A 25,066-nucleotide genomic window follows, 5' to 3' on the forward strand; every position below is an offset into this window, starting at 1 on the left:
CCGGGGCTGCGCCCGGCCTGCTTTCACCGGGGCTGCGCCCGGCCTGCTTTCACCGGGGCTGCGCCCGGCCTGCTTTCACCGGGGCTGCGCCCGGCCTGCTTTCACCGGGGCTGCGCCCGGCCTGCTTTCACCGGGGCTGCGCCCGGCCTGCTTCCACGGCGGCTGCACCCGGCCCGCTTCTACAGCGGCTGCACCCGGCCTGCTTTCACCGGGGCTGCACCCGGCCTGCTTCCACCGCGGCCGCGCCCGGCCCGCTTCTACAGCGGCCGTGTGCCGATCGACTCGCTGATGCAGGATGCATCGCTCCGAAGTGGCGCCATCTCGGGTGCGAGGGCGGCGGTGTCGGTCCAAGAACGAGGGAGACAGATCGTGGATGCAGGATGCATCTCCGGATTGTCTGCGGGGGAGGGCGCCGGGCGGGCCAGTCGGGTGTTGTGTGGCGCGGCGAGCGGGTGTTGCGGGGGACCGGGGAGTGGGGGTTCGGGTGCGGCGGTGAGCGGGGTGTCGGTTGCGGCGGCGAGCGGGGTGTCGGTTGGGGCGGTGAGCGGGGTGTCGGTTGGGGCGGTGAGCGGGGTGTCGGTTGGGCCGGCGAACGGGGGTGTCGGGCGGGGCAGCGAAAGGAGGTGTTGGGCGGGCCGGTGGTTATTCGGGCGGTGGCACTTTGTAGCCGGCCACTGAGGGCCAGCGGACGGTCAGGACTACCGATTCCTGTTCGGCCAGCCAGGAGTGGTCTACGCCCTTGCCCCAGACGACGTAGTCGCCGGGTTCGGTGAGGATGACTGTGCGGTCGGGGAGTTCTACGTGGAAGCGGCCGCTGATCAGGATCAGGAGCGCGGTGCGTTGCTCGCCGGTGACCCACTTGGCGCGGCGGTCGCCCTTCGGGTGGCGGCCCCACTTGATCTCGACGTCGGTGCTGTGGCGGGGGTCGCCGGGCGGGCGGAAATGGCCCAGCAGCCAGCCCTGCTCGCCGGGGGCGTCGAGATCGGCCTTGCCGACATAGATGGCCCCGTCCGAGCCGCCAACGTCCAAGCCAGTCACGCCCGAGCCAGTCACGCCCGAGCCAGTCACGCCCGAGCCAGTCACGTCCAAGCCACTCACGCCCGAGCCGGCCACGTCCGAGCCGCCAACGTCCAAGCCAGTCACGTCCGAGCCAGTCACGTCCGAGTCGGCCACATCCGAGCCGCCAACGCCCGAGCCAGTCACGCCCGAGCCAGTCACGTCCGAGCCAGCCACGTTCGAGCCGGTCAGATCCGAGGCGGTCGCGTTCGGGGCGGCCGTGGCTGGGGGTGCCGCGTTGGGGGCGGTGGCGTCTTTGGGCGCTGCGGGGTTCAGAGGGCGTCCGTCAGGATTTTGGCGTATGTGGGGGGTACGTAGGTGGGACCGCCGGGGGTGAGGACGTCTTCGCGGGAGGCTGTGGTCCAGGCGGTGGGGGGTACGGCCTTGCGGAGGGCGGTCAGGACTGGGGCGTCGTCGTTGAGCATGGATAGGGCTACCAGGGATTCTTCGACTTCGCCTACGCACTCGAAGGGCTTGTGGGCGTCGATGCCTAGCAGTTCCAGGAAGCCGGGGAGTTGGGCCTCGTCGGCGAACAGGTCGTGGCCGAAGATGTGGTTGAGGCGGTCGCGGGGCATCGCGGGGGCCATGGCCAAGTAGACGAAGCGGCACTTGGGGCAGTCGCCGCACCAGCGGGCGGTGGGGTCGTGCAGCTTGAAGGCCTTGTTGCAGCTCGTGACGACGTCGTCGTACTGGGTGTGACGGGCGAACAGCTGGGCGATGTGCAGCTCGGAGAGTGACCGTAGCAGCGAGAAGTACGGCTCCGTGAGGCCGGCGTGGGCAGTCACGGCGGCCCGCAGCAGGCCCTCGGCCTCGACGCCTTTGGACCACTGGTGGTTGACCTCGTGACCGTTCCAGATCAGGTTGGGGTCGGAGGCGGAGCGTTCGTTGGACATGACGACCGGGCCGAGGCCGTGCCAGACGGCGGTGGCGATCGCGATCAGCGAGTTGATCGCGGTGACCGGGATGTGGCCGTTGAGGGCGCCCGCCTTGTTCAGCTCGAACAGGCGGGGGTCGAGCTTGCGCCGGGCGGCCAGGGCGGGCAGGCCGGAGGCGGCGTTGACGTTCTGGATCACCGGGTTGGGGTTGACCGAGAACGGCACCGGGTCGAGGCCGGCCGCGCGCAGGATCTCCAGCGTGACGATCGAGTCCTTGCCGCCGCCGACGGCCGAGAGCGGGCGGCCCTGGCTGTTGTCGATCAACGGCGCCGCTTCCAGAGCGCCGGGCACCTCGACTGTCAGCTCGAGGACGTGGGGGAGCTGATTGCGGTAGGCGTACTCGGCCATGCCCTGCGTGTAGACCGCGGTGAAGAACTCGGCGACCTCGGGCGCCACCGGCGACGGGGCGAGCACGCGGGCGGGCGCGCCGACCTTGAAGTAGCTGACCCCGGCCACGACGTGCAGCAGGTCGAGCACCCGGGGCAGAGCCTCCGGGACGCCGCCCTCAGCGGGGACCGGCAGCGTGATCGTCTCGGTGAAGTGCAGCGGGTCGGGGCCGTCGAGCACGTAGTCGAACGTCGCCACCCCGGTCGCGGGGTCGAAAGCGTACGAGGGGAAGCGCATGACGTCGAACTGCACCCGGGAACTCCTGACGTAGGGCCGACGGGCAATACTAGTGCGACTCGACGAGGAGGGGCGATCGTGCGTCTGGCAGACCTGAAGGGCCGGTCCGTGGCGGTCTGGGGCACGGGCCGCGAGGGGCGGGCCGCGGTGACGGCCATCGCGCCGCACGGGCCGTCCCGCTTGATCGCGGTCGATGACAGTGCGAATTTCCTCTCGGTGTCGTGGGAGGGGGAGCTGGCCGCGCTGGCCCCGCTGGCCGGGGGTGACCACGCGTTCCCGGCCCTGGTCACGGCCGATGTCGTCGTGCGTTCGCCGGGCGTGCCGCAGACCCACCCGTGGATGAAAGAGCTGCGCGAGCGCGGCGTCACGGTCACGGGCGGTAGCGCGCTCTGGATGGCCGAGCACGCCGCGCGCACGATCGGCGTCACCGGCAGCAAGGGCAAGAGCACCACGTCGAGCCTGATCAGCCACCTGCTGGCGGCGGTCGGCCGGCCCAACGTGTTCGGCGGCAACATCGGCGTGCCGCTGCTCGACATGCCCGGCGACGCCCCGCTCTACGTGCTCGAGCTGTCGAGCTATCAGTGCGCCGACCTGACCGATTCGCCCCGCGTGGCCGTGGTGACGTCGCTGTTCCCCGAGCATCTCGACGCGCACGGCGGCGAGCGGGAGTATTACCGCGACAAGCTCAACCTGCTGCGCCACGGACCGGAAATGATCGTCGTGAACGGCACCGACGAGCGGCTGCGCGACGAGATCCGGGGGGTCACCGACGCGAACGGGTTCCCGCCCATCCCGGCCGCCGCCGACGACTCGCGGTTCCGGGTCGAGGACGACATCGTCTTCTGCTCCGACGACGCTCTCTTCCCGCGCTCGACGCTGCGACTCAAGGGTGCGCACAACGGCCGCAACCTGTGCGTCGCGCTGGCCGTGCTGGACGGGCTGGGCATCGACGTGCCCGGGGTGGCGGCGCAGCTGGCCGAGGCCGTCGCCTCGTTCGAGGGCCTGCCGCATCGGCTGAGCGAGATCACCGACCCGTCCGGCCTCACGTTCGTCGACGACACACTCTCCACGAGCCCGTACGCAACGATGCACGCGATCGACGCCTACGCCGGGAAGCCACTGACGGTGTTACTCGGCGGCACCGACCGCGGGCTCGACTACTCCGTGTTGCGCGACTTCCTGGCCGAGCGTGAGCTGACCGTGATCGGCCTGCCCGACAGCGGCCCCCGCATCCTGGCCGCGCTGGCCGGCCTGCCCGGTGTCACGGCCGTCGAGGCGGAAGACCTTTCCGATGCCGTACGTCTCTCGCGCGAGCTGACGCCGGCCGGTGGCGTGGTGCTGCTGTCGCCGGCCGCCCCGAGCTACGGCCAGTTCCGCAACTTCGAGCACCGCTCCGAGGCGTTCACGGAGGCGATCCGCGCGACGGCGTGAGCCAGAAGCCGGCGCGCCAGTCTTTTTGTGCGTAGTGCGGTAGTCGGCGCTGCGCGAGCGCGTTGTGCGTGACCACCGGATCGAGGCCGGAAGCCGCGTGATCGGCTTTCGTGGCACCAGCGTGTGCGCAGCTCAGGGAACGGCCTTGGTGCTCTTGGGAAGGGCCCTAGGGCGTACGGGAAAAGTTTTTGATCTTGTTTCGGCGGTAAAAACTGCGTTTCATGGCCGCCAGCAGTTGGGTCGATCGGCCCTGCCCGCGTGGTGCGAATGGGCAGCAGGCATCGACCAAACGGTCCAGCCCAAACCATGACATACCCCCGCACGTGATGGCGGTCACGTCGTAAAGAACATTTCCGGATCGATGACTGTCAAGTGGTGGCGGCGTAACACGCGTTCATCGGCGCAGGTCAGGTAACGGTTTGAAAACTTCGCCCAACTCCTTGACACAGAGGGGCGGTTAGTAAGAACTTTTACCGCGACAGTAAACACTCCTTCCTGAAAGGGTGGCCCATGAGCGAGCCGGAGATGGACGGCGCCGCGGCGACCGCGGTCGTCGACTCCATGGTTCGCGGCACCCAGGCCACCACGGACCTGCACGTCGCGAATCAGCAGGGAGTCCTCGCCCGCGTCCGATCGCTGCTCCCGGAGTTCACGGGGGCGCTGCGGCGGGTCGCCGAGCAGGTGCTGACCGATCCGGCCGCCGCCTCGCGGGCCACCATCGTCGAGCTCGCCGAGCGCAGCGGCACCTCGCCGGCGACGGTCACCCGGTTCTGCCGGGCGCTGGGCTTCGACGGGTACGCGGATCTGCGGCTCGGCATCGCGGCGGAGACCGGGCGCGCCCGCTCCGCCGGCTGGACCGTCGACATCGGCCGTGAGATCCAGCCGAGCGACCCCCTCGAACGGGTGCTCGGGCAGATCATGGCGGCCGACACCCAGGCCATGCACGACACGGCCGAGCTGCTCGACCTGGCCGAGGTCGAGCGGGCCGCCGTCGCGATCGCCGCCGCGCCGCGGGTCAACATCTTCGGCGCCAGCGGATCCGCGCTGGTCGGCGAGGAGATGCAGTTCAGCCTGCACCGCATCGGGGTGGCCGCCTGGGCCTGGACCGATGTGCACAACGGCCTGGCCAGCGCCGCGCTCTCCCGGCGGGGCGACGTCGCGCTCGGGATCTCGCACAGCGGGGAGACCGGCGAGACGATCGAGCTGCTGGCCGAGGCGAGCAGCCGGGGCGCCACCACCATCGCCCTCACCAGCTTCCCGCGCTCGCCGCTGGCCGAGCTGGCCGACATCACCCTTTTGACCGCCACCCAGGCGACCACGTTCCGGCCCGACGCGCTCAGCGCCCGGCACCCGCAGCTGGTCGTCCTCGATCTTCTCTACGTCGCCGTCGCGCAGCGGACCCACGAACGTTCGCACGCTGCGTTCCAGCGCACCGCACAGGCCGTACATGGTCACAAGGCGGCCAAGGACGGCAGCACCACCTGAATTCGCATCATCCCCAGATAGAGAATCTCCCCAGGAGGAAAGCGTGAAGCGCAAGATTGCCGCCGTCGCGGCCATCACGGCGACACTGCTCGGCGCCGCGGCCTGCGGCTCCAGCAGCGACGATGACGCACCCACTACCTCGGCTTCCGGCAAGGTCGACGGCACCGGCAAGACCCTCAAGGTCTGGCTGATGGTCGACGCGCAGAGCGCCTGGAAGGGCGTGGTCGACGACGCCAGCAAGCGGTTCACCGACGCCACCGGCGCCCAGGTCAACGTCGAATATCAGCAGTGGGCCAACCACCTGACCAAGCTGGACGCCACCCTGGCCGGCAGCGACGTCCCCGACGTGGTCGAGCTGGGCAACACCGAGTTCCCGAAGTACGTCTTCGCGGGCGCGTTCGGCGCGGTCAACCCGGCCGACTACGAGAACTCGGGCTCGTGGCTGCAGGGCCTCAAGGGCGCCTGTGACTTCGAGGGCAAGACCTACTGCGTGCCCTACTACGCCGGCGCCCGGGTGCTGATCTACCGCACCGACCTGCTCAAGAAGGTCGGCGCCGAGGCGCCCAAGACGTACGACGAGTTCCTGGCCACCGCCGAGAAGGTGCAGGCCTCGGAGAAGGCGAACAGCAAGTTCGGCGCCGTCTACATGCCCGGCCAGTACTGGTACGCGGCGATGAGCTGGGTCAAGTCGACCGGCGGGGACATCGCCAAGCAGGACGGCGACAAGTGGGTCGGCCAGCTCTCGCAGCCGCAGTCGATCGAGGGCCTGCAGCGCTGGGTCGACCTGGTCAAGAAGTACTCGAAGGCCGACCCCACCAAGAACGAGAACGACCAGGCCAACACGTTCGCCCAGGGCACCGCCGCGATGTTCTACGGCAACGCGTGGGAGCAGGGCGCGGCCGAGGAGACCAAGAAGGACCCCAACAACCCGGACTCCCCGCTGGTCCCGACCAAGGTCAAGGGCAAGCTGGCCGCCGCGCCGATGCCCGAGGTCCCGTCGTTCCTGGGTGGCTCCAACCTCGGCATCACCGAGAAGAGCCAGAACAAGGAGCTGGCCGCGCAGTGGATCAAGGCCTTCACTGACAGCACCTCGATGGCCGGCCTGGTCAAGGCCAACGCGCTGCCGAACGCGACCGCTCTGCTGGACAAGGCGGCCGCCGACAACCCGAAGATCGCGCCCGCCGCGCTCGCCGCCAAGAACAGCTGGTTCCCGCCGAACGCCGAGAAGTGGGCCGACGTCGAGAAGGGCGCGGTGCTGCAGACCATGCTGACCGACATCCTGACCGGCAAGAAGTCGGTGGCCGACGGCGCCAAGTGGGCCGACGACCAGATCAACACGACGCTCAACGAGAGCTGACATCCGCCGAGCTGCCCGCCTCCTGCCGAGGCGGGCAGCTTGCCAGCCCCTTCAGAAAGGGAATGCCGATGTCCGTCGTCGACTCCCCGGCGACCCGGCGTCCGAACGACCCGGACCGGCCGCCGCAGAACCGGATCCCCGGCCACGTCGCCCCCCGGCGCCGCAAGCGCAACAGCAGCGTGGTCCCGTGGCTGCTCGCCGTGCCCGCCCTGCTCTTCATCGCCGGTCTGCTGGGCTACCCGCTGTTCCGGATGATCATCCTGTCCTTCCAGAACATGCGCCTGCGCGAGCTGATCAGCGGGCGCACGCCCCCGTGGGTCGGTTTCGACCAGTACACCCGCGTGCTCTCGGACGGAGTCTTCTGGGCGGTGGTCGGCCGCACGGTCGCCTTCACCGTCGTCTCCGTTCTCCTCTCGGTGATCCTCGGCCTGGGCATCGCGCTGCTGATGCGCCGGGTCGCCCGTGGCGTCCGGATGTTCATGGTCGTCGCCATGATGTTCGTGTGGGCGCTGCCCCAGCTCGTCGCGGCCCAGATCTTCCGGTGGATGACCGACTCCGACTTCGGCGTCGTGAACTACCTGATCGACAAGCTGCCCGGCGTGGACTACCAGAACCACAGCTGGTTCGTGAACCCGTGGCAGGGCTGGAGCGTCATCACCACGCTGGTGGTCTGGGCGGGCATCCCGTTCCTGGCGATCACGCTCAACGCCGGCCTCACCCAGGTGCCCAAGGAGCTGCTCGAGGCGGCCACCGTGGACGGCGCCACCCCGTGGCAGGCGCTGCGTAACATCATCCTGCCGATCCTGAAGCCGCTGCTCACGATCGTCACGACGCTCTCGGTGATCTGGAACTTCGGCCTCTTCACCCAGGCCTGGGTGCTGCGTGACGGCCACCCGGAGCCCCAGTTCCAGACGCTCGCGACCTACTCGTACACGCAGGCATTCGGCCAGGCCCGGTACAGCCTGGGGTCGGCCATCGCGGTGATCACGGTGCTGCTCATGCTCGGCGTGATGATCTTCTATATCCGGCAGATGTTCAGGATCGGAGAGGTGGACTGATGGTCGCCCCCGCAGTGACGCCCACCGCGCCGCTCAAGCGCCGCCGCAAGGCCAAGGCCGACGAAGGCGTCATCACCGTCGGGCGCAGCCGCTCCGGCACGATTCTGGCCAACACCGCCGGCGTCGTCTTCTCGGTGCTCATGCTGTTCCCGGTCTACTGGGTGCTCAACACCGCGTTCAAGCCGGCCGACGAGGTGCTGGCGCTGGAGCCGGGGTTCTGGCCCAGCAACCCGACGTTCGACAACTTCATCTCCGCCTTCAACGCCCCGCTGTTCCTCAAGGACATGCGCAACGGGGTGATCATCACCTTGATCGCCGTGGCCGGCGCCCTGGTGGTGGGCTTCCTGGGCGCCCTGGCGATCGCCCGGTTCTCGTTCTACGGCCGCAAGGCGATCATCCTGGTCGTCCTGGTGGTGCAGCTGGTGCCGTTCCTGGCCCTGCTCATCCCGCTGTTCCTGATGTTGCAGAATGTCGACCTTGGTTTCAAGAAGTTCGATTTGACCGACAGTTTGCCGGGTGTGAGCATCACCTACCTAGTGCTGATCTTGCCTTACACCATCTGGACACTTCGCGGCTTCATCTCGGGCATCCCCCGGGAGCTCGACGAGGCCGCGATGATCGACGGCTGCACCCGGGCCCAGGTGTTCTGGCGCATCATCCTGCCGCTGACCGGCCCCGGCCTGGTCGCCACCAGCGTGTACGGGTTCATCCAGGCCTGGAACGAATTCATCATCATCAACACGCTCAACAGCCCGGAGAACCAGAACCTGATGGCCTGGCTGCTCCAGAACCAGACAACGCGCGGTACCGCCTGGGGGCCCCTCATGGCCGGTGCGATCATCACCTCGATCCCGGTGGTGGTCTTCTTCCTGATCATCCAGCGCAACATCGCAACCGGCCTCACGGCCGGCGCGGTCAAGGGATGATTCGGAACTAACACCAGTAACAAACAGCAAGCACTGAGGAGATGCTGTGACCGACATATTCACCAAGCCCGAGTTGGACCGCCGTACGCTGCTGCGTCGCGCGGCCGCCGTCGGTCTGCTGGCCACCCCCGCCGTGAGCATGCTCAGCGCGTGCGTCGGCAGCTCGGACGAGGGCACCCAGGACCAGGCCACCGGCACGAAGTCCGCGGACAACCCGCTGGGCATCGACGCCAAGGCCGGCGTCGAGATCGTGATCTTCAACGGCGGTCTGGGCACCAAGTACGCGACCGACGTGGACACCCCGCTCTTCAACAAGAAGTGGCCGGACGCCAAGGTCACGTACTCGCAGACCGAAGAGATCTCGACGATCATCCAGCCCCGGATCAACGCCGGTAACCCGCCGGACATGATCAACAACTCGGGCTCGAAGCTGATGGACTTCGGCGCGATCGTGAAGGCCGGCCAGGCGGCCGACCTGACCGACCTGTTCGCCGCCCCGTCGCTCGACATCGCGGGCAAGACCGTGGCCGACACCCTGGTGCCGGGCGCGGTCGAGCAGGGCAGCTACGACGGCAAGCCGTTCGCCGTGAACTACTCGTACACGGTCTTCGGCCTCTGGTACAACGCGGCCCTGTTCAAGAAGAACAACTGGACCCCGCCGACCACCTGGGCCGAGTTCACCGCCCTGTGCGACAAGATCAAGGCCGCGGGCATCACGCCGTTCGGCTTCGCGGGCGCCAACGCGTCGTACTACATGGTCCGTGCCCTGCTCACCAGCGCCGGCAAGATCGGCACCGAGCAGGTCCTCAAGGACATCGACAACCTGAAGGAAGGCGCCTGGACCAACGACGCCATCAAGCAGGCGGCCGAGGCGTGGGCCGGGATCGGCAAGAACTACATCAACAAGACGTTCCTCGGCCTGCGGCACACCGAGGTCCAGCTTCAGCAGAACCAGGACAAGGTCGCGTTCTACCCCTGCGGCTCCTGGCTCGAGAACGAGCAGGCCAAGGACACCCCGTCCGGCTTCGAGTACGCGATCGCGCCGTACCCGAGCGTCACCGCGTCGGACAAGCTCCCGGCCACGGCCATCAACGCCGCCGCCGGCGAGATCTACTTCGCGGCCGCCAAGGGCAAGAACCCGCAGGGTGGCAAGGAATACCTGCGCACCATGCTGTCCAAGGAAGCGGCGCTGGAGTTCACGAAGCTCACCAAGTCGCTTACGGTGGTGGCGGGCGCCTCCGACGGCGTTACGATCTCTCCCGGTCTGACGAGCGCCAACGACGCTGTCACCAAGGCCGGCAAGGACGTCTTCATGGGCTACCTGTTCGACACCTGGTACAAGAAGCTCGACGACGAGTCGCGCGCGGCGGCGAACGACCTGATGTTCTCCGACTACGACGCCGCCAAGTTCTGCGAGCGCATGGAGAAGGCCTCCCAGGCTGTTGCCAAGGACTCCTCCGTCACCAAGTTCACCCGCAGCTGATCACTCGTAACTCGTAAGGCAGGACGGTAGGCGCCATGCGGCACGGCAAGTATCCCTTCATCATCGGCTTCCTTGTCGTGCCGGTGGCGCTCTACGCGATCTTCGTGGTGTGGGCCTACATCCAGGCCTTCTACCTGTCGGTCTACGAATGGTCGGGGCTCGGGCCGGTCGAGAACTTCGTCGGCCTGGGCAACTTCCGCAAGATGTGGGACGACACCCTGTTCTGGCAGTCGATCAAGCACAACGTGTTCCTGCTGATCTTCCTGCCGATCATCACCGTCATCCTGGCCCTGATCTTCGCGTTCCTGCTGAACGTGGGCGGCGGGCAGAAGGGCGGCGTGACCCGGGGCGTCTGGGGCTCCAAGGTCTACCGGATCATCTTCTTCTTCCCGCAGCTGCTGGCCCTGGCCATCGTCGCGGTGATCTTCGGCCGGGTGTTCGGGCCGGACAAGAGCGGCATGATCAACGGCCTGTTCCCCGAGTCGTGGCAGCCATGGCTGTTCCTGGCCGACGAGCGCTACGCCATGGGCTGCATCCTGGTCGTGCTGGTCTGGCAGGCGGTCGGCTTCTACGTCGTGCTGTTCTCGGCCGGCATGGGCAACATCCCGACCGAGGTGTACGAGGCGGCCGCGATCGACGGCGCCAGCCGGATGACCCTGTTCTTCCGGATCACCATCCCGCTGCTGTGGAACACGGTGCAGGTCGCCTGGGTCTACCTCGGCATCGCCGCCTTCGACGCGTTCGCGCTGGTCAACATCATGACCGTCGACCGCGGCGGCCCCGACGGCGCGACCTCGGTGCTCAGCCTCATGATCTATCGCAACGCCTTCGAGTTCTCGCAGGCCGGTTACGCATCCGCACTCGGCGTGGTGCTCTTCTTCCTGACCCTTACCTTCGCCTGGGTGACCCTCTCGGCCACGCGGCGCGAATCCGTCGAAGCCTGATCGGCGAGAGGCGAGACGATGACCACCATCACCAAGACCCCCGGCCCCAGCACCGCATCGGCGGGCCGGGCGCCGAACCAGAAGCGCGACCTCAAGATCGCCACCGGCCTCTCGCACGTGGCCCTGGTCGCCTGGGCCCTGATCACGGCCGGCCCGCTGCTGTGGGTGCTGCTCGCGTCGTTCAAGAGCAACACCGAGATCTTCCTGGGCAAGCCGTTCGCGCTGCCCAACTCGTTCTCGTTCGACACCTACGTCAACGCCTGGAGCGACGCCCACATCGGGCGCTACTTCATCAACAGCGTCTTCGTCGTGCTGATCAGCACGGCCGGCACGATGCTGTTCGGCGCGATGGCGGCGTACGTGCTGGCCCGCTACAAGTTCCCCGGCAACCGCGCGATCTACTACCTGTTCGTCTCGGGCCTGGCGTTCCCGACGTTCATGGCGCTGGCGCCGCTGTTCTACATCCTCAAGGGCATGGGCCTGCTGGGCTCCTACACCGGCCTGGTGCTGGTCTACATCGCGTACTCGCTGCCCTTCACGATCTTCTTCCTGGTCGCGTTCTTCAAATCCCTCCCGTACGAGATCGAGGAGGCCGCGACCGTCGACGGCGCCTCGCACGTCCGGAAGTTCTTCCAGATCATGATGCCGATGGCGCGCTCCGGCCTGGTCAGCATCACGATCTTCAACATCGTCGGCCAGTGGAACCAGTACCTGCTGCCGGTCGTCATCATGAGCGGCCCCGGCGCCGACCAGAAGCTGCTGCTGACCCAGGGCATCGCGCAGATCAGCGTGTCCGCGGGCTATCAGGCGGAGTGGTCGACGCTGTTCGCCGCCCTGGTCCTGACGATCCTGCCCATGATCATCGTGTACGCCATCTTCCAGCGCCAGATCCAGTCGGGCCTCACGGCCGGCGCGGTGAAGTAAAGCCTCTCTCCTGGCGAAGCTCCTCCCTGCGGTCCGTCCCGCGGGGAGGAGCTTCGCCGTTTCCGCAGTCGCTTTCGCGGGCCGATCTTTGTCGCGGGTGGTGCGTGCTGCGCGGGTGGCGTGCTGCGTTGGTGGTGTGTGCTGCGCGGGTGGTGCGGGCAGGTCGGGCTCGTGGTGCCGTCTATGCGTCGCTTGCGATGCGGCGCCACTCGGCCGGGGGCACGCCGACCACGCGCCGGAACGTCGCGGCGAAGGCCACGTCGGAGGTGTAACCGACGCGGGCTGCCACCGCCGCGACGGTGAGCCGCTCGTCGCGCAGCAGGCGCCGGGCGTGATGCAAGCGCAGCGATTGCAGATAGCGCATCGGCGGCTCACCAACGACCGAGCGGAAGCGGGCGGTGAATGCCGTCCTCGACAGCCCCGCGGTCCCGGCCAGCGTGGCGAGCGTCCACGGCCGGGCCGGGTCGGCGTGCAGGGCGCCCAGCGCAGCGGCCAGGTGCGGATCGCGCAGACCGGCCAGCCATCCCGGATGCTCGGTCACCGTGCCCGTCTCGCGCAGCGCCCGGGCGATCAGCGCGTCGGACAGCCGGGCCATCACGACGTCACTGCCCGGCCCGGCGTCGAAGGCCTCCTGCCGCAGCACCTCGACGTAGGGCGCCAGCCAGGGCGGCGGCTGCCCGTCGTGGCCGGGGACGTGCAGCACCCGGGGCAGCCCGCGTAGCGCCGGATGGTCGGGGTCGCCGGCGATGAAAGCGCCGCAGACGATCGCCGTCACGTCGTCGCCGGGGCCGCCGCCGCGCAGACGCACGCCCGGTGTGCGGGCCGCCAGCTCGAAGCCGGACGTGGGGGCGGCGGCTCGGCCCCTTCGCAGCTCGTGATCGTCGCCGCGCGGCAGGATGACCGTGTCCCCGGCCGCCAGTGGAATCACAGTTCCGCTCGCCTGCGTTGCCGCAGTTCCGGTCGCATGTATTGCCGCGGTTGATTCGGCGGGCCGGGCTGCCGAGCCGCCGGCTGCTCTTGTCGGCGACCCGCGCGCGGGTCCCAGCTCTGATTCGCCGGTCAGCACCAGCTCGCAGCGGCCGGCGGCGATCAGGTGCACGCCGCGCAGGCCCGGGCGGTCGAAGACCAGGCGGAACGGCGCTCCCATGTCGATCCAGCGGTACGCGGCACTGGCGAAGCTGACCTCGCGCAGCACCGCGCCCAGGACGTCCGGTGTGCTCTGCGGGACGGACACACATGGAGTGTCCCGCCGCCCGTTCCTACCGTCGAGAGCATGAATGACGTGCTGGTGACAGGCTCGACCGGAATCGGCGGCGCGGTGGCGGCCGCCCTGAGGGAGCGGGCGCTGACGGTGGGCCGCGGCGGGATGATCCGGGCCGATCTGGGCCTGATGAGCGAGACGGCCCGCGCCGCCGACGAGGTGGCCGCGCGCCGGACGCCCCTGACGGCCATCGTGTGCTGCGCGGGCGTGTTCAGCCTGCGGGCCGCGCACACTCCCGAGGGGATGGAGCGGGCTTTCGCGCTCAACTACTTGTCGCGCTATTTGCTCGTACGCCGCCTGCTGCCGTTGCTCAAGCCCGGCGGCCGGGTCGTGCTGGTGGCGAACGCGGGCCGCTACCGGGACACGCTCGGCCCGATGGACGACTTGAACCTGCACCACGGCCACCTGTGCGAAAGGCTTGACCGCGGCAGCCCTCATCCCGGCAGCCCCGATCGCGGCGCCCCCGACTCCCGCGGCCCGCACATAAGCGGTCGTGGTGTGCGCCGGGGCGACCGTGGCCTGCGCGTCGCCGGGCGAACTCAGTTCGCGTGCGATCTGTTCGCCGTCGAACTCGCTCTGCGAGAGCCGGGTCTGTCTGTCAGCTGCGTCTTCCCCGGTCTGGTGGCCACGCGCGTGTTCCGCGACGCGCCGGGCGTGCCCGCGCCGCTGCGCTACTTGCTCGACGCCGTCCAACGCCGCGTCGGCGCCGACCCAGCCCGCGCGGCCGCCACCCCGGTCGCGCTGGCAGCCGGCGCCAGCGCCCCGTCGCCCAGCACAGCCGCCCCGTCGCCCAGCCCCGCCGAGTGGTCGCCCGGCACAGCCGCCCCGTTGCCCGGCGCAGCCGCCCCGTTGCCCGGCAGAGCCGCCCCGTTGCCCGGCAGAGCCGCTCCGTTGCCCGGCAGAGCCGCTCCGTTGCCCGGCAGAGCCGCCCCGTTGGCTAACCCCGCCGAGCCGTTGCCCGGCACGGCCGCGCCGCCGCCGGAGCCCGCCGCGGCGGTTTCCGCGGCCCGTTTCTATAGCCCCGGCGGTGTGCCTATCCCCGTGCCCGAGCGCGTTCTCTCGGGCCGTCGCCGGGAACTTTGGGAAGCCAGTGAGGCGCTCGTCGAGCGGTGGCTTTAGCCCCACACCTCCTCGGCCGTTTCGACGATCAAGGCCAGTTTGGCTACCTCCTCGTCGTACGTCAGGGTGTTGCCCTCCACCGTGGAGGAGAAGCCGCACTGGGGTGAGAGGCAGAGTTGCTCGAGCGGGACGTAGCGGGCGGCCTCGTCGATCCGGCGTTTGAGGGCGTCCTTCGATTCGAGCTCGCCGCGCTTGGTGGTGACCAGGCCGAGCACGACTGTCTTGCCGGGTGGGACGAAGCGCAGGGGAGCGAAGTCGCCCGAGCGGTCGTCGTCGTACTCCAGGAAGAAGCCGTCGACGGCCAGCTCGCTGAACAGGGCCTCGGCCACGAAGTCGTAGCCGCCCTCGGCCGTCCACGACGAGCGGAAGTTGCCCCGGCACATGTGCGTGGTGACGGCCAGGCCCGCGGGCCGGTCGGCGATCGCGGCGTTGATCTGGCGGATGTAGCGCAGATGCTGATGCTCGGCGTCGTCGCCCCGGTCGGTGAGCAGGCGGCGCTGCGCGGGGTCGTTGAGATAGGCCAGGCTGGTGTCGTCGAGCTGCAGATAGCGGCAGCCCAGGTCGGCCACCCGGCGCACCTGCTCGGCGTAGGCCGCGCTGAGGTCGGCCCAGAACTGCTCCTCGTCGGGATAGACGGCCGGGTCGATCGCGGCCCGGCCGCCGCGATAGTGGACCATGCTGGGCGACGGGATGGTCAGCTTGGCCGTGACCGCCGGGTCGACGACGGACTGCAGAAACGTGAAGTCGTCGCCGAAGACCGTCTCGGTCAGCCGGATCGGCGCGTCGATGGCGAGCGCGGCCGACTCGAAGTCGAGCTGGCCCTCGGCGTTCCGGAAGTGCACTTGGATCTTCTCGTCGGTCGGGTGCACCCCGCCCAGGCGATAGATGAAATCCATGTGCCAGGACGTGCGGCGGAACTCGCCGTCGGTGGCCGAGCGCAGCCCCACGTCGCGCTGCATGTGCACGACGTCGCGGATCGCGGCATCCTCGGTGGCCCGCAGCTCGTCGGCGTCGATCTCGCCGGTGGCACGGCGCTCGCGCGCCTCGAGCAGGCCGGCCGGGCGGAGCAGGCTGCCGACGTGGTCGGCCCGGAACGGTGGCGTCTCACGGATCGTCATCGGCTCACCGTAGCCCCGGGAAGGCGCCGCCACCGTTCAACTGATCGATGAGGCCCAATACGGCATTTCGGCCCCCGGTGGCGTCGAGCCAGCGCTGCACGCGGCAGGCGGCCCGCGAATACACCTGCTGATCGGCGCTCGCCGCCTCGAGCCAGGCGGGCAGCGTCTCGGGCAGCGGGCCGTCATAGGGCACGTCGCAATGCGCGCCCAGATAGCGCGGATCCTGCGACACGACCACGGCCAGCCCCTCGTCGAACCACTGGGGCACCTCGCCGTCACGGAGCCGCCGACTTAGCTCGACGTGGGACATCTCGTGCGAGGCGATCACGGCGTCGAGCCCGCGCGGCGAGAGCATGACCGCGCGATCGAGGATCGCGATGCCCTTCTCGCCGCCGCCCCCGATGCGGTCGTAGCAGCTGTCGGTGAAGCAGGCGACGAGCCGCGGATCGGACTCGCGGCCGCCGTAGAACTCCTCGACCCGTCGGCGCGCGTCGGCGGCCACCGTGGTCAGCTGCTGTTTCTGCGCCGCGCTGAGGTCACGCTCGCTGTAAAGACCGTCGCCGACCTTGGTCAGGCCGTAGCAGCCCGGGCACGTCGTGGCGGCGACCGCGGGATAGGCGAGCGCGAGCCCGGCGGCGATCGCCACCACCAGGGCGGCGACACCGGTCAGGACCCATCGCAGTCGTTTTCTCACGGCGGCCAGTCTGCCCAGGCGACGCCGTGGTGGCGTCAACCCGTGGTTTGATTTTTCGCCAGAGCCTCGAGGACTGCCGCCTGCGCCACCGCGTCCGCGCGGCCGTACAAAGGCGCCGAGCCGGCCTCGATGGCTCGTGACGCGGCGACGAATTCGACCGCGTACGGGTTGGCCGCCTCGACCGGCAGCCGCTCCACCGTCCCCTGCCGCTCGAGCTGCACATAGCCCAGAGAGCAGATCCACGGGTCGGGCACGACGATCTTGCCGGCCGTGCCGATCAGTTCCAGCTCGTCACGCCGCGGAAAGTCGAGCGCCACGTCGAACTGGGCCAGCACGTCGTACGGCATCGTCAGCGTCGCGGCCAGCCGCAGGTCCGAGCCGTCCGCGCCCTCCGCGGGGTCGGCCACTCGGGCGGCGGACATGGCAACCGGCTCACCGCCGAACATTCGGATCGCGCTCACGCAATAACAGCCCAGATCGAGCAGGGCGCCGCCACCCAGTTTCCCCGTACGCCGGATGTCGCCGGGCGGCACGTCGACGCTCAACGCGGCCCGGATGAACGACAGTTTCCCGATCGCGCCCTCGGCCACAAGTCGCTGCGCGAGAAGCGTCTGCGGATGGTGCCGCCACATCAGACCCTCGATGCACAACCGCCCAGCCTGCTCGGCGGCGTCGAAACACGCGGTGGCGTCGGCGGCGGTCATCGCGAACGGTTTCTCGCACAGCACGTGTTTGCCGGCCCGCAGCGCGCGGAGCGTCCATTCGGTGTGGAGCGCGACCGGCAGAGGGACATAGACCGAGTCCACTTCGTCGTCGGCGAGCAATTCCTCGTACGAGCCGTGGCTGCGCGGCACGCCCAATTCGGCGGCATAGGCGGCGGCCCGCACGGCATCGCGGCCCGCGACGGCGACGAAAAGGCCCGGCAGGGCGGCCGCGACGACCCGGCCGATTCCGGCGGTCGACAACATTCCCCAGCGAACCGTCATGGCGTCCGGCCGTCTCTTCCGAGCGAAAGGTGGCGCGCGAAGGCCGCGTACGCGGAAGGGTTGTGCAAAGCGGCCGCAGTGGTCAGCTGATCGTAGCGCCGGGTCCACCGTGGATCGTCGCGAACCGTGGGCAGGCCCAGCCGGCCCGCTTCGGCGTCGGAGACGTAGCAGTCGGGCACGTGCGCCGAGACGGTGGCGGCCGACGGGTCCACCGACCGTACGGTCTCGCGCAGCAACGACGCCGCCCGCGCCGACGGATCGGTGGCCGGGAAAAGGGGTGTGAAGTTGAGCTTGGCGTCCCAGAAATAGACGGCCGGCGCCTCGGTGTTGTGGTCGAGCCGCATCGACTCGGCGGCCGTGCGGAACCGGAACCGGATCGAGCTCTCGCTCAACGCCGTCAGCACCCGTGTGAATTGCGCCTGCACGAGCGCGATGACTGTCGCCTTCTCGTGCGCGCCGGCCGTCGGGGCGACGTGGAAATGGGTCGCCAGGGCCGTCGCGAAAAGCGGGTCGAACGGCACGGCCAGATGTCGTGCGGCGTCCGCTATCCACACCAGCGCCTGAGCCTTCGCCTTGCCCGCGAGCAGCAATTCCACCAAGCCGGGCCAGCCGGCCTGAATGCCGCGGGCCGGGCCGTCGACCCGGGGCTCGCCGCCGCCGGGCGGATCCCAGGCGACGCGCAGATAGTCGCCCCCGCGGAAAAGATAACCCGTTTCCGCGTACGCCCCCTCGCCGTCGACCGCCGCGTCGAGGCCGTCGGTGAACGGCGCGACCATTCCGGCCACGGCGGAGAGGGGCCGCGGATATTCGGGATCGGGCTTCTCCCGCTGCCAGTCGTACCGGGTGTATCGGTCGCCGTGGAAGAAATACGCCTTGCCGTCGCGGGTCGGCGGGCGGCCGTTGAAGGCGGCGTCCACTCCGCCTCCGTTCAGCCCCGGCAGGGCCCAGGCCGCCAGCTCGCCCAGACCGGAGTCGCCCAGGCCGCTGGTCAGGTCGACCCGCGCGTAGCGCACGCCGCGGAACTGGTAGCCCGTACGGGTGTGCAGGCCTCGGCCTTTGAGGGCCGCGTCGAGGCTCTGATCAGGGCCGACGGGGGAGAAGGGCAGCCCGAAGCCCAGACCGGCGACCGCGTGCACCCCGTCGTCGACGCGGTTGCGGTCGTAGTTGTAGACGACGTAGTGATCCGCGAGGAAGAACGTCGCCTGGTGCGAGCCGTCCGCGTTGCTGCGGGCGGCATCGATGTAGCGCTCCACCATCAGCTGCCTCCGCTTAGCGACTGACGCCCCGCTGCGCAGCGTATTGGTGTGGCTACCCGGCGAATGTCGGCTGAACTGCCGGACTACGCTGACCGATCATCGCATTGGCCGGACACCCGAGCGGGGATATAGAGACGTGCTCAACTACGAGCCGCCATCGGTGGGCAGTGCGAAGCTGGAGGCGTGTCTACCAACTACGCCGCCGACGCGGACCGTTACGCATCCATGGAATATCGCCGCACCGGGCGCTCGGGCCTCAAGCTGCCGGCCGTATCGCTCGGCCTGTGGCACAACTTCGGCGACGACCGGCCGCTCGAGACGCAGCGGGCCATCCTGCGGCGCGCGTTCGACCTCGGCATCACGCACTTCGACCTGGCCAACAACTACGGACCGCCGTACGGGTCGGCCGAGCTGAACTTCGGCAAGCTGCTCGCCCAGGATTTCCGGCCCTACCGCGACGAGCTGGTCATCTCGTCCAAGGCCGGCTACGACATGTGGCCCGGCCCGTACGGCGACTGGGGCTCGCGCAAATACCTGACCGCCTCGCTCGACCAGTCGCTGCAGCGGATGGGCCTCGACTACGTCGACATCTTCTATTCGCACCGGCACGACCCCGAGACGCCGCTCGAGGAGACGATGGGCGCGCTCGACGCCGCCGTCCGGGCGGGCAAGGCCCTGTACGTGGGCATCTCGTCGTACTCGCCCGAGAAGACCGCGGAGGCGGCCGCCATCCTGCGTGACCTCGGCACGCCCCTGCTGATCTCGCAGCCGTCGTACTCGATGCTCAACCGCTGGATCGAGGGCGGCCTGCTCGACGAGCTCGACCGGGCCGGCGCCGGCTGCATCGCGTTCTCGCCGCTGGCCCAGGGCATGCTGACCGACCGTTACCTGGACGGGGTGCCCGAGGGCTCGCGCGCCACCGAGGACAAGTCGCTCACCCCGGACTGGCTCAACGACGACAACCTCTCCAAGATCCGCGCGCTGAACGACATCGCCCGGCGGCGCGGCCAGTCCCTGGCCCAGATGGCCATCGCGTGGGCCCTGCGTGACCCGCGGATGACATCGGTCGTGCTCGGCGCGAGCAGCGTCACCCAGCTCGAGAACAACGTGGCCGCGCTGGGCAACACCAAGTTCACGGCCGAGGAGCTGGCCGAGATCGACAAGCACGCCACCGAATCCGGCATCAACCTCTGGGCCCGTTCCAGCGAGAGCTGACCTCAGGCCAGCAACGCCTCGCGCATCTCCTTGCCCGGGTTGAAGCGGCCGACCACGTGCGGGGCCTGAGGGTCGTACACATCAATGGTGTTGTTGCGGCGCATCAGCTCCCGCACGGGGTCGGGCAGCGGCGGCTCGTCGCTCATCGCGGCCCGCAGGTCGCGCGCGGTGCCGATCAGGCGGTGCGCGAGGCCGGCCAGGTCGGTGTCGGGACGGACCCGGGCGAACTCCCAGCCGATCACGGTCAGGTCGAGGATCTCGAAGACGTGGGCCAGCACGGGAACCGGGGCGGTCACGCGCACGGTGCGTTTGGCCTGGTCGCCGAGCAGCGCGGCGGCCGCCCCGACGTGAATGTACGGGTGCAGGCGGCCGGGCAGGGCGAACAGGTTCCACCGCGGGCCGCCCCGCGGGTGGCGCCACTGGGGGCGATAGTTGCGGCGGTCCACGAGATGGCCGAGCTGGGTGCTGATGTCGCGGTGGGCGTCGTCGGCGAACTCGTGCAGGATCATCGCCGCCGCGAGCAGCCCGTCCTCGTCGGCCGCGGCCAGCTGCGCGGCACACGCAGCGGCCTGGCCCTGGAACGGGTTGTGCAAGTGAGCGCCGTATCGGGCCCGGACGTCGTCGACCAGCGCCCGTGCCGCGGTGCTGTCGGTCTGCTCCTGCTTGCCGGCACCGCGCCGGAACCACCGCATAACGCCACGTCCTCGCCGCTGCCCGTGGGAACGCGCGTCATGCTAGTGCCTCCCCGGCCCCCACGTCGATCAAAACTCGTGGTTCCGGTTCGCCTCCCGGGGTACCCGAAGACTTCCCCACCCCGTACGACGGAAGGTTTTGATCATGCAGAGTCGCCGCATCGGTGACGTGACGGTGAGCGCGATCGGCCTCGGTGGCATGCCGATGTCGATCGAGGGGCGACCCGACGAGGAGCGCTCCCTCCGGACGATCCACGCCGCGCTCGACGCCGGAGTGACGCTGATCGACACCGCCGACGCCTATCACATCGGCGCCGACGAGGTCGGTCACAACGAGTCGCTGATCGCCCGTGGCCTGGCCACCTATGGCGGGGACACCTCCGGCGTGCTGGTCGCGACGAAGGGCGGCCACCTGCGCCCCGGCGACGGCAGCTGGACCAAGAACGGCTCGCCCGGCTACCTCAAGCAGGCGTGCGAGGCGTCGCTCAAGCGGCTCGGCGTCGACGCGATCGGGCTTTACCAGTTCCACCGGCCCGACCCCGAGACCCCGTACGAGGAATCGGTGGGCGCGCTCCGCGACCTGCTCGACGCCGGCAAGATCCGGATGGCAGGCATCTCGAACGCCGACCCGGCCCAGATCCGGCAGGCCCAGGAGATCCTCGGCGGCCGCCTGGTGTCGGTGCAGAACCAGTTCTCGCCGTCGTTCCGCTCCTCCGAGCCCGAGCTGAAGCTCTGCGACGAGCTGGGCATCGCCTTCCTGCCGTGGTCGCCGCTGGGCGGCATCGGCAAGGCCTCGGAGCTCAACGGCCACGCCGACAAGTTCACCACGGTGGCCGAGCGGCACGGCGTCAGCCCGCAGCAGGTCTGCCTGGCCTGGCACCTGGCCAAGTCGCCAGTGGTGGTGCCGATCCCCGGAGCCAGCCGCCCCGAGACGATCCGCGACTCGGCCGCGGCCGCCGGCCTGACGCTGACCCCGGAGGACCTGGCCGAACTGGGCTGACCGCTATTCGTCGAAGCTCGCGTAGTAGGACGCGGCCATGTCCTTGTCGCCGTGGCCTTGGCCGGCGGCGCGGCGGAACCGTTCGGCCCCGGCCTCGGCCAGGTCGAGCCGGACGCCGTGCTGCCGACCGGCCTCGGCGATGAGGCGCGCGTCCTTCTCCGCCGTGGAGACGGCGAAGCTGGCCGGCGACAGCTTGTCGCCGCGCACCAGGCCCACCTTCACCCGCAGGTAGCCGTTGTCGAGCGGGCCGCCCTCGATGAGCTCGAGGAACTTGTCGGGCTCGACCCCGAGCGCCTCGGCCAGCGACAACGTCTCGGCCCCGGCGTGGGTCAGCGCCAGCACCCAGCTGTTGGCCACCAGCTTGAGCCGGGTCGCCTCGCCCGGCCGGTCGAGCCAGACGGTGCGGCTGCCCACGGCCTCGAACACGGGCTCGACCGCGGCGCGCTGCTCGGCCGGCCCGGCCGCCAGCACCGTGAGCTGCCCGGCCTCGGCCGGCTGGCGGGTGCCCAGCACGGGAGCGTCGTAGAAGACCAGGCCGTGCTCCTGCGCCTCCGCGGCGAGCCGGTCGACGTCCTCGAGGGCAACCGTCGTCGACTGCACCCAGAGCGCGCCGCTCCTGACGGCGGGATAGGCCTCGGCTATGACCTCCCGTACGGCGTCGCCGTCGTAGAGCATCGTGATCACGGCATCGGCGTCCCGGACGGCCTCGGCGACGTCACCGGCGACCGTGGCGCCGTCCTCGGCCAAGGGGGCGGCCTTGCCGGCGCTGCGGTTCCAGACCCGTACGGCGTGCCCAGCCTTGATCAGGTTGCGCGCCATGGCGGCCCCCATGATGCCCGTGCCCAGGACCGCCACAGTCAGTTTCTCGCTCATGATCCCCATCCTTCCGCGCCACTCTTCCGGCTGCCACGACGTTCCCGCATGCCGCACCCTCACACGCCGCATGCCGCGCCGCACCCTGCCGGCCCACACATCGCGCCGCCCGCCGTGGCCTTCGCCCGCCCTCGCCCGCCGTGCCCGCCCGCCGTGCCCGCCCGCCCGCCGCGCCCGCCCTCCGGTCGGCGCACTCGTCAGCCGCGTCGCCCTCTTGTCGGCCGCGTCGCCCTCTTGTCGGCCGCGTCGCCCTCTTGTCGGCCGCGTCGCCCTCTTGTCGGCCGCGTCGCGTCCCGCCTGACCTTCGGCACCTTCCCCTGCTGTGTTGCGTCGCCCGCACTGTCGCACTCGGCCCCTCCGCGATGCCGTCGGCCGGATGTTCTGTGTCAGGTATGTGAGTACTCACTTACGCCGGGAGGCCGTCGGCATCGGCATCGTTCTGCGGACCGTCCCGCTGTACGGCCGGCGGTGGCTGTGTTTGTGAGTACTCACTCACGAGTCAGGCGGCTGGCAGGCGGTTCGGTGAGCGGTTGGGGCCTAGCCGACGGCTCCGGGGCAGTCGGCGCGACGGGGCTGGGGTGGTCTGGGCTGACAGCGGCCGCGTTGAGGAGGGAGTGGGATTGGGGGACGGCGAGAGGCAGCCGTCCTGTTGACGCGGACGGCTAGAGGAGTCGTCGGCTGGAAGCGGGCGCGTTGAGAGGGAGTGGGGCGAGAGGACGGCGAGTGGCCATGTGGGGTGGAGGGCGGCGGCCGGGAAGGAAGGCCGGGCTGGAGGTGGCGGGAAAATGTCGTACCCGGCGGTGAGAATCAGGGGGTGCTGACGGCGGTGGTGGTTGATGCGGACGGGCTGGGTGGCCGTCTGCAAGACCTGCACGCCGACGGCAGTGCGGCGGGTCCCGTGCGGCAGGTGGGCGACTTGGCCAAGGCCATGGCCGAGCGGGAGGGCGCCGATCACCCGCGGTGGGTCTGGGCGGCCACGGCCGAGATCTATCCGGCCCTGCTCCGCAGCGGTGTTCGAGTCACCCGATGTCACGATCTCGAGCTCACCGAGGCCCTGCTGATGGGGCATGCCGGCTGGTGGGGGTCGCCCAAGGCGTTGCCCGCGGCCCGGGCCCGGCTGCACGGCCTGCCGGTGCCGGCCGATCCGCCGCCGCGGGCCGCCGAGCCTCCGGGTTATGCGCAGGGGGCGCTCTTCGAAACCGCCGCCACGCCGCCGGGGAATCATGGGTTCGACGTGCTCGAGGCGGTTCGCGAGGTCTATGCCCATCAGCTGCGCCGCGTCGGCGAGACCGAGCATCCGGGGCGGTTCCGGCTGCTGGTCGCGGCCGAGTCGGCGGGGGCGCTGGTGGGGGCCGAGATGGGGCACGCGGGGCTGCCCTGGCGGGCCGACCTGCACGATCGGCTGCTGCGCGAGCTGCTCGGGCCGCCGCAGCCGGTGGGGCCGCCGCGGCGGCTGGCCGAGTTGTCGGCCGAGATCAATGCCGCCTTCGGCACGTGGGGGCTGCATCCGGATTCGCCGGCCGAGGTGGTGCGGGCGTTCGCCCGGTCGGGCGTCGACGTGCCCAACACGCGAGCCTGGGTGCTGCGTCACGTCGACCATCCGGCGGTCAAGCCGCTGCTCGAATACAAGGAGCTTTACCGCATCTGGACGGCGCACGGCTGGTCGTGGTGCGACGCCTGGGTGGTCGACGGGCGCTTCAAGCCCGAATACGTTCCGGGTGGCGTCGTCTCGGGCCGGTGGGCCACCCGGGGCGGCGGGGCGCTGCAGGTGCCCAAGGCCGTGCGCCGGGCCGTCGTGGCCGACCCGGGGTGGACGTTCGTGGTGGCCGACGCGGGCCAGTTGGAGCCGCGGGTGCTGGCCGCCGTCTCGGGGGATCGCCGGTTCACGGCCGCGGCCGCCGCGGGTGACCTCTATGCCGCGCTGGCCGCCGACTCGTTCGACGGTGACCGCGCGAAGGCCAAGCTGGCCCTGCTCGGGGCGATGTACGGGCAGACCGGTGGCTCGGCCATCCCGGCCCTGGCCGTGCTGCGCAAGAGCTATCCGACGGCGTTCGAGTTCGTCGAGCACGCGGCCCGGGTCGGCGAGGCCGGGGGACTGGTCCGGTCGTGGCTGGGGCGCACGTGCCCGCCCGCGTCGGGGGCCTGGCGCGACGCCGGGCTCGACCCGCCGGAGGAAGCGGGCTCGGGCGAGCCGCAGGGCGGGGCGTCGGGGCGGGCCCGGGGGCGGTTCACCCGCAACTTCGTGGTGCAGGCGACCGCCGCCGAGTGGGCCCTGGTGTTGCTCGCGACGCTGCGCACGGCGCTCAGTGGCGAACGCGCGGCAGGTGGGGCCCCACCGGCGGCCGGGCCGTCCCCGAGCCGGGCGGAGATGGTGCTTTTCGTGCACGACGAGGTGGTGGTGCACTGCCCGATCGAGGAGGCCGGCCGGGTCGTCGCGGCCGTGCACGAGAGCGCCGCCGAGGCCGGGCGGCTGCTCTTCGGCGACACGGCCGTGCGCTTCCCCCTCGACGTCTCAGTAGTTGGTGCGTACGCCGAAGCTAAATGAGAATCGGGTACCTTTGTGGGTCCGAAGCGAGAGGCGCTGCAACGGGGTGACACCCGCCACGCTCGCTCGGTGGAAACCGACCAA

General features: G+C 70.0%; 21 protein-coding genes. 12 read left to right on the forward strand and 9 right to left on the reverse strand.

Annotation, left to right across the window (positions count from 1 at the left end):
• Window positions 1–642 precede the first annotated feature (642 nt).
• Together JKJ07_RS13400 and JKJ07_RS13405 are read right to left on the reverse strand one after the other, a co-directional pair.
• Window positions 643–1,038, reverse strand: coding sequence for a cupin domain-containing protein (locus JKJ07_RS13400; RefSeq protein WP_307834243.1), 396 nt, complete (start codon window positions 1,036–1,038; stop codon window positions 643–645).
• Between the two features lie 290 nt (window positions 1,039–1,328).
• Window positions 1,329–2,630 carry a MurL-like N-terminal domain-containing gene (locus JKJ07_RS13405; RefSeq protein ID WP_498370752.1) on the reverse strand — a complete coding sequence of 434 codons (1,302 nt, stop codon included), beginning with the start codon at window positions 2,628–2,630 and terminating at the stop codon, window positions 1,329–1,331.
• Between the two features lie 63 nt (window positions 2,631–2,693).
• On the opposite strand from JKJ07_RS13405, the gene murD reads away from it, so the two are divergent.
• The 8 genes from murD to JKJ07_RS13445 all read left to right on the forward strand — a co-directional run bounded on the left by murD (window position 2,694) and on the right by JKJ07_RS13445 (window position 12,223).
• Window positions 2,694–4,046, forward strand: a complete 1,353-nt coding sequence (murD, locus tag JKJ07_RS13410) for a UDP-N-acetylmuramoyl-L-alanine--D-glutamate ligase (RefSeq protein WP_202991844.1) — start codon at window positions 2,694–2,696, stop codon at window positions 4,044–4,046.
• A gap of 510 nt (window positions 4,047–4,556) precedes the next feature.
• Entirely contained in the window at window positions 4,557–5,531 is a 975-nt protein-coding gene (locus JKJ07_RS13415) for a MurR/RpiR family transcriptional regulator (RefSeq protein WP_202991845.1), read from the forward strand.
• Window positions 5,532–5,574: 43 nt separating this feature from the next.
• The gene (locus JKJ07_RS13420; RefSeq protein ID WP_202991846.1) at window positions 5,575–6,888 is read left to right on the forward strand and encodes an extracellular solute-binding protein; all 1,314 of its coding nucleotides are present in this window, start codon (window positions 5,575–5,577) and stop codon (window positions 6,886–6,888) included.
• Window positions 6,889–6,956: 68 nt separating this feature from the next.
• Window positions 6,957–7,946 (forward strand): carbohydrate ABC transporter permease, encoded by a 990-nt coding sequence (locus tag JKJ07_RS13425; protein WP_202991847.1) that lies wholly within the window; start codon window positions 6,957–6,959, stop codon window positions 7,944–7,946.
• Window positions 7,946–8,872: a carbohydrate ABC transporter permease gene (locus JKJ07_RS13430; protein WP_202991848.1), complete on the forward strand. Its 927-nt coding sequence runs from the start codon at window positions 7,946–7,948 to the stop codon at window positions 8,870–8,872. The genes JKJ07_RS13425 and JKJ07_RS13430 overlap by 1 nt, the downstream gene beginning before the upstream one ends.
• A gap of 46 nt (window positions 8,873–8,918) precedes the next feature.
• Window positions 8,919–10,355 carry an N-acetylglucosamine/diacetylchitobiose ABC transporter substrate-binding protein gene (gene ngcE, locus JKJ07_RS13435; RefSeq protein ID WP_202991849.1) on the forward strand — a complete coding sequence of 479 codons (1,437 nt, stop codon included), beginning with the start codon at window positions 8,919–8,921 and terminating at the stop codon, window positions 10,353–10,355.
• Between the two features lie 35 nt (window positions 10,356–10,390).
• Window positions 10,391–11,299, forward strand: coding sequence for a carbohydrate ABC transporter permease (locus JKJ07_RS13440; protein ID WP_202991850.1), 909 nt, complete (start codon window positions 10,391–10,393; stop codon window positions 11,297–11,299).
• 18 nt (window positions 11,300–11,317) lie between these two features.
• Window positions 11,318–12,223: a carbohydrate ABC transporter permease gene (locus JKJ07_RS13445; protein ID WP_202991851.1), complete on the forward strand. Its 906-nt coding sequence runs from the start codon at window positions 11,318–11,320 to the stop codon at window positions 12,221–12,223.
• 181 nt (window positions 12,224–12,404) lie between these two features.
• Here the strand turns inward: JKJ07_RS13445 and JKJ07_RS13450 are convergent, their stop codons facing one another.
• Window positions 12,405–13,457, reverse strand: coding sequence for a helix-turn-helix transcriptional regulator (locus JKJ07_RS13450; RefSeq protein ID WP_202991852.1), 1,053 nt, complete (start codon window positions 13,455–13,457; stop codon window positions 12,405–12,407).
• A gap of 39 nt (window positions 13,458–13,496) precedes the next feature.
• Here JKJ07_RS13450 and JKJ07_RS13455 point away from each other — a divergent pair, with 39 nt between their 5' ends.
• Window positions 13,497–14,603 carry a Rossmann-fold NAD(P)-binding domain-containing protein gene (locus JKJ07_RS13455; RefSeq protein ID WP_202991853.1) on the forward strand — a complete coding sequence of 369 codons (1,107 nt, stop codon included), beginning with the start codon at window positions 13,497–13,499 and terminating at the stop codon, window positions 14,601–14,603.
• Here JKJ07_RS13455 and JKJ07_RS13460 read toward each other — a convergent pair.
• The 4 genes from JKJ07_RS13460 to JKJ07_RS13475 are packed head-to-tail and all read right to left on the reverse strand — an operon-like array spanning window position 14,600 to window position 18,657.
• On the reverse strand, window positions 14,600–15,721 hold the full coding sequence (locus JKJ07_RS13460) for a 5-methyltetrahydropteroyltriglutamate--homocysteine S-methyltransferase (protein ID WP_202991854.1): 1,122 nt from the start codon (window positions 15,719–15,721) through the stop codon (window positions 14,600–14,602). The genes JKJ07_RS13455 and JKJ07_RS13460 overlap by 4 nt on opposite strands.
• A 4-nt stretch (window positions 15,722–15,725) precedes the next feature.
• Window positions 15,726–16,415 (reverse strand): hypothetical protein, encoded by a 690-nt coding sequence (locus JKJ07_RS13465; RefSeq protein WP_202991855.1) that lies wholly within the window; start codon window positions 16,413–16,415, stop codon window positions 15,726–15,728.
• Between the two features lie 35 nt (window positions 16,416–16,450).
• Entirely contained in the window at window positions 16,451–17,401 is a 951-nt protein-coding gene (locus tag JKJ07_RS13470; RefSeq protein ID WP_202991856.1) for a Gfo/Idh/MocA family protein, read from the reverse strand.
• A complete protein-coding gene (locus JKJ07_RS13475) occupies window positions 17,398–18,657 on the reverse strand; it encodes a hemopexin repeat-containing protein (protein ID WP_202991857.1) in 1,260 nt (419 codons plus the stop codon). The genes JKJ07_RS13470 and JKJ07_RS13475 overlap by 4 nt, the downstream gene beginning before the upstream one ends.
• A gap of 225 nt (window positions 18,658–18,882) precedes the next feature.
• Between JKJ07_RS13475 and mgrA the strand changes: the two genes are divergently transcribed.
• On the forward strand, window positions 18,883–19,872 hold the full coding sequence (gene mgrA, locus JKJ07_RS13480) for an L-glyceraldehyde 3-phosphate reductase (protein WP_202992574.1): 990 nt from the start codon (window positions 18,883–18,885) through the stop codon (window positions 19,870–19,872).
• 2 nt (window positions 19,873–19,874) lie between these two features.
• On the opposite strand, the gene JKJ07_RS13485 is transcribed toward mgrA, so the two are convergent.
• Window positions 19,875–20,564, reverse strand: a complete 690-nt coding sequence (locus JKJ07_RS13485) for a hypothetical protein (RefSeq protein WP_202991858.1) — start codon at window positions 20,562–20,564, stop codon at window positions 19,875–19,877.
• Between the two features lie 145 nt (window positions 20,565–20,709).
• On the opposite strand from JKJ07_RS13485, the gene JKJ07_RS13490 reads away from it, so the two are divergent.
• Entirely contained in the window at window positions 20,710–21,564 is an 855-nt protein-coding gene (locus JKJ07_RS13490; protein WP_202991859.1) for an aldo/keto reductase, read from the forward strand.
• A 3-nt stretch (window positions 21,565–21,567) separates the two neighbouring features.
• Here JKJ07_RS13490 and JKJ07_RS13495 read toward each other — a convergent pair whose 3' ends face one another.
• Window positions 21,568–22,509: an NAD(P)-dependent oxidoreductase gene (locus JKJ07_RS13495; protein WP_202991860.1), complete on the reverse strand. Its 942-nt coding sequence runs from the start codon at window positions 22,507–22,509 to the stop codon at window positions 21,568–21,570.
• Window positions 22,510–23,251: 742 nt separating this feature from the next.
• Here JKJ07_RS13495 and JKJ07_RS13500 point away from each other — a divergent pair.
• A complete protein-coding gene (locus tag JKJ07_RS13500) occupies window positions 23,252–24,982 on the forward strand; it encodes a bifunctional 3'-5' exonuclease/DNA polymerase (RefSeq protein ID WP_307834245.1) in 1,731 nt (576 codons plus the stop codon).
• Window positions 24,983–25,066: the final 84 nt, after the last annotated feature.

This window comes from Paractinoplanes lichenicola (assembly GCF_016785085.1).
Taxonomy (GTDB): Bacteria; Actinomycetota; Actinomycetes; order Mycobacteriales; family Micromonosporaceae; genus Actinoplanes; species Actinoplanes lichenicola.

What these genes read in the sequence shown, in the direction of transcription:
- JKJ07_RS13430 (WP_202991848.1), top strand. Translation starts at nt 7,946, where the DNA reads ATGGTCGCCCCCGCAGTGACGCCCACCGCGCCGCTCAAGCGCCGCCGC.
- JKJ07_RS13485 (WP_202991858.1), bottom strand. Translation starts at nt 20,564, where the DNA reads ATGCGGTGGTTCCGGCGCGGTGCCGGCAAGCAGGAGCAGACCGACAGC.
- mgrA (WP_202992574.1), top strand. Translation starts at nt 18,883, where the DNA reads ATGGAATATCGCCGCACCGGGCGCTCGGGCCTCAAGCTGCCGGCCGTA.
- JKJ07_RS13470 (WP_202991856.1), bottom strand. Translation starts at nt 17,401, where the DNA reads ATGACGGTTCGCTGGGGAATGTTGTCGACCGCCGGAATCGGCCGGGTC.
- JKJ07_RS13495 (WP_202991860.1), bottom strand. Translation starts at nt 22,509, where the DNA reads ATGCGGCGTGTGAGGGTGCGGCATGCGGGAACGTCGTGGCAGCCGGAA.
- JKJ07_RS13415 (WP_202991845.1), top strand. Translation starts at nt 4,557, where the DNA reads ATGAGCGAGCCGGAGATGGACGGCGCCGCGGCGACCGCGGTCGTCGAC.
- JKJ07_RS13425 (WP_202991847.1), top strand. Translation starts at nt 6,957, where the DNA reads ATGTCCGTCGTCGACTCCCCGGCGACCCGGCGTCCGAACGACCCGGAC.
- JKJ07_RS13475 (WP_202991857.1), bottom strand. Translation starts at nt 18,657, where the DNA reads ATGGTGGAGCGCTACATCGATGCCGCCCGCAGCAACGCGGACGGCTCG.
- JKJ07_RS13455 (WP_202991853.1), top strand. Translation starts at nt 13,497, where the DNA reads ATGAATGACGTGCTGGTGACAGGCTCGACCGGAATCGGCGGCGCGGTG.
- JKJ07_RS13490 (WP_202991859.1), top strand. Translation starts at nt 20,710, where the DNA reads ATGCAGAGTCGCCGCATCGGTGACGTGACGGTGAGCGCGATCGGCCTC.
- JKJ07_RS13445 (WP_202991851.1), top strand. Translation starts at nt 11,318, where the DNA reads ATGACCACCATCACCAAGACCCCCGGCCCCAGCACCGCATCGGCGGGC.
- JKJ07_RS13440 (WP_202991850.1), top strand. Translation starts at nt 10,391, where the DNA reads ATGCGGCACGGCAAGTATCCCTTCATCATCGGCTTCCTTGTCGTGCCG.
- JKJ07_RS13460 (WP_202991854.1), bottom strand. Translation starts at nt 15,721, where the DNA reads ATGACGATCCGTGAGACGCCACCGTTCCGGGCCGACCACGTCGGCAGC.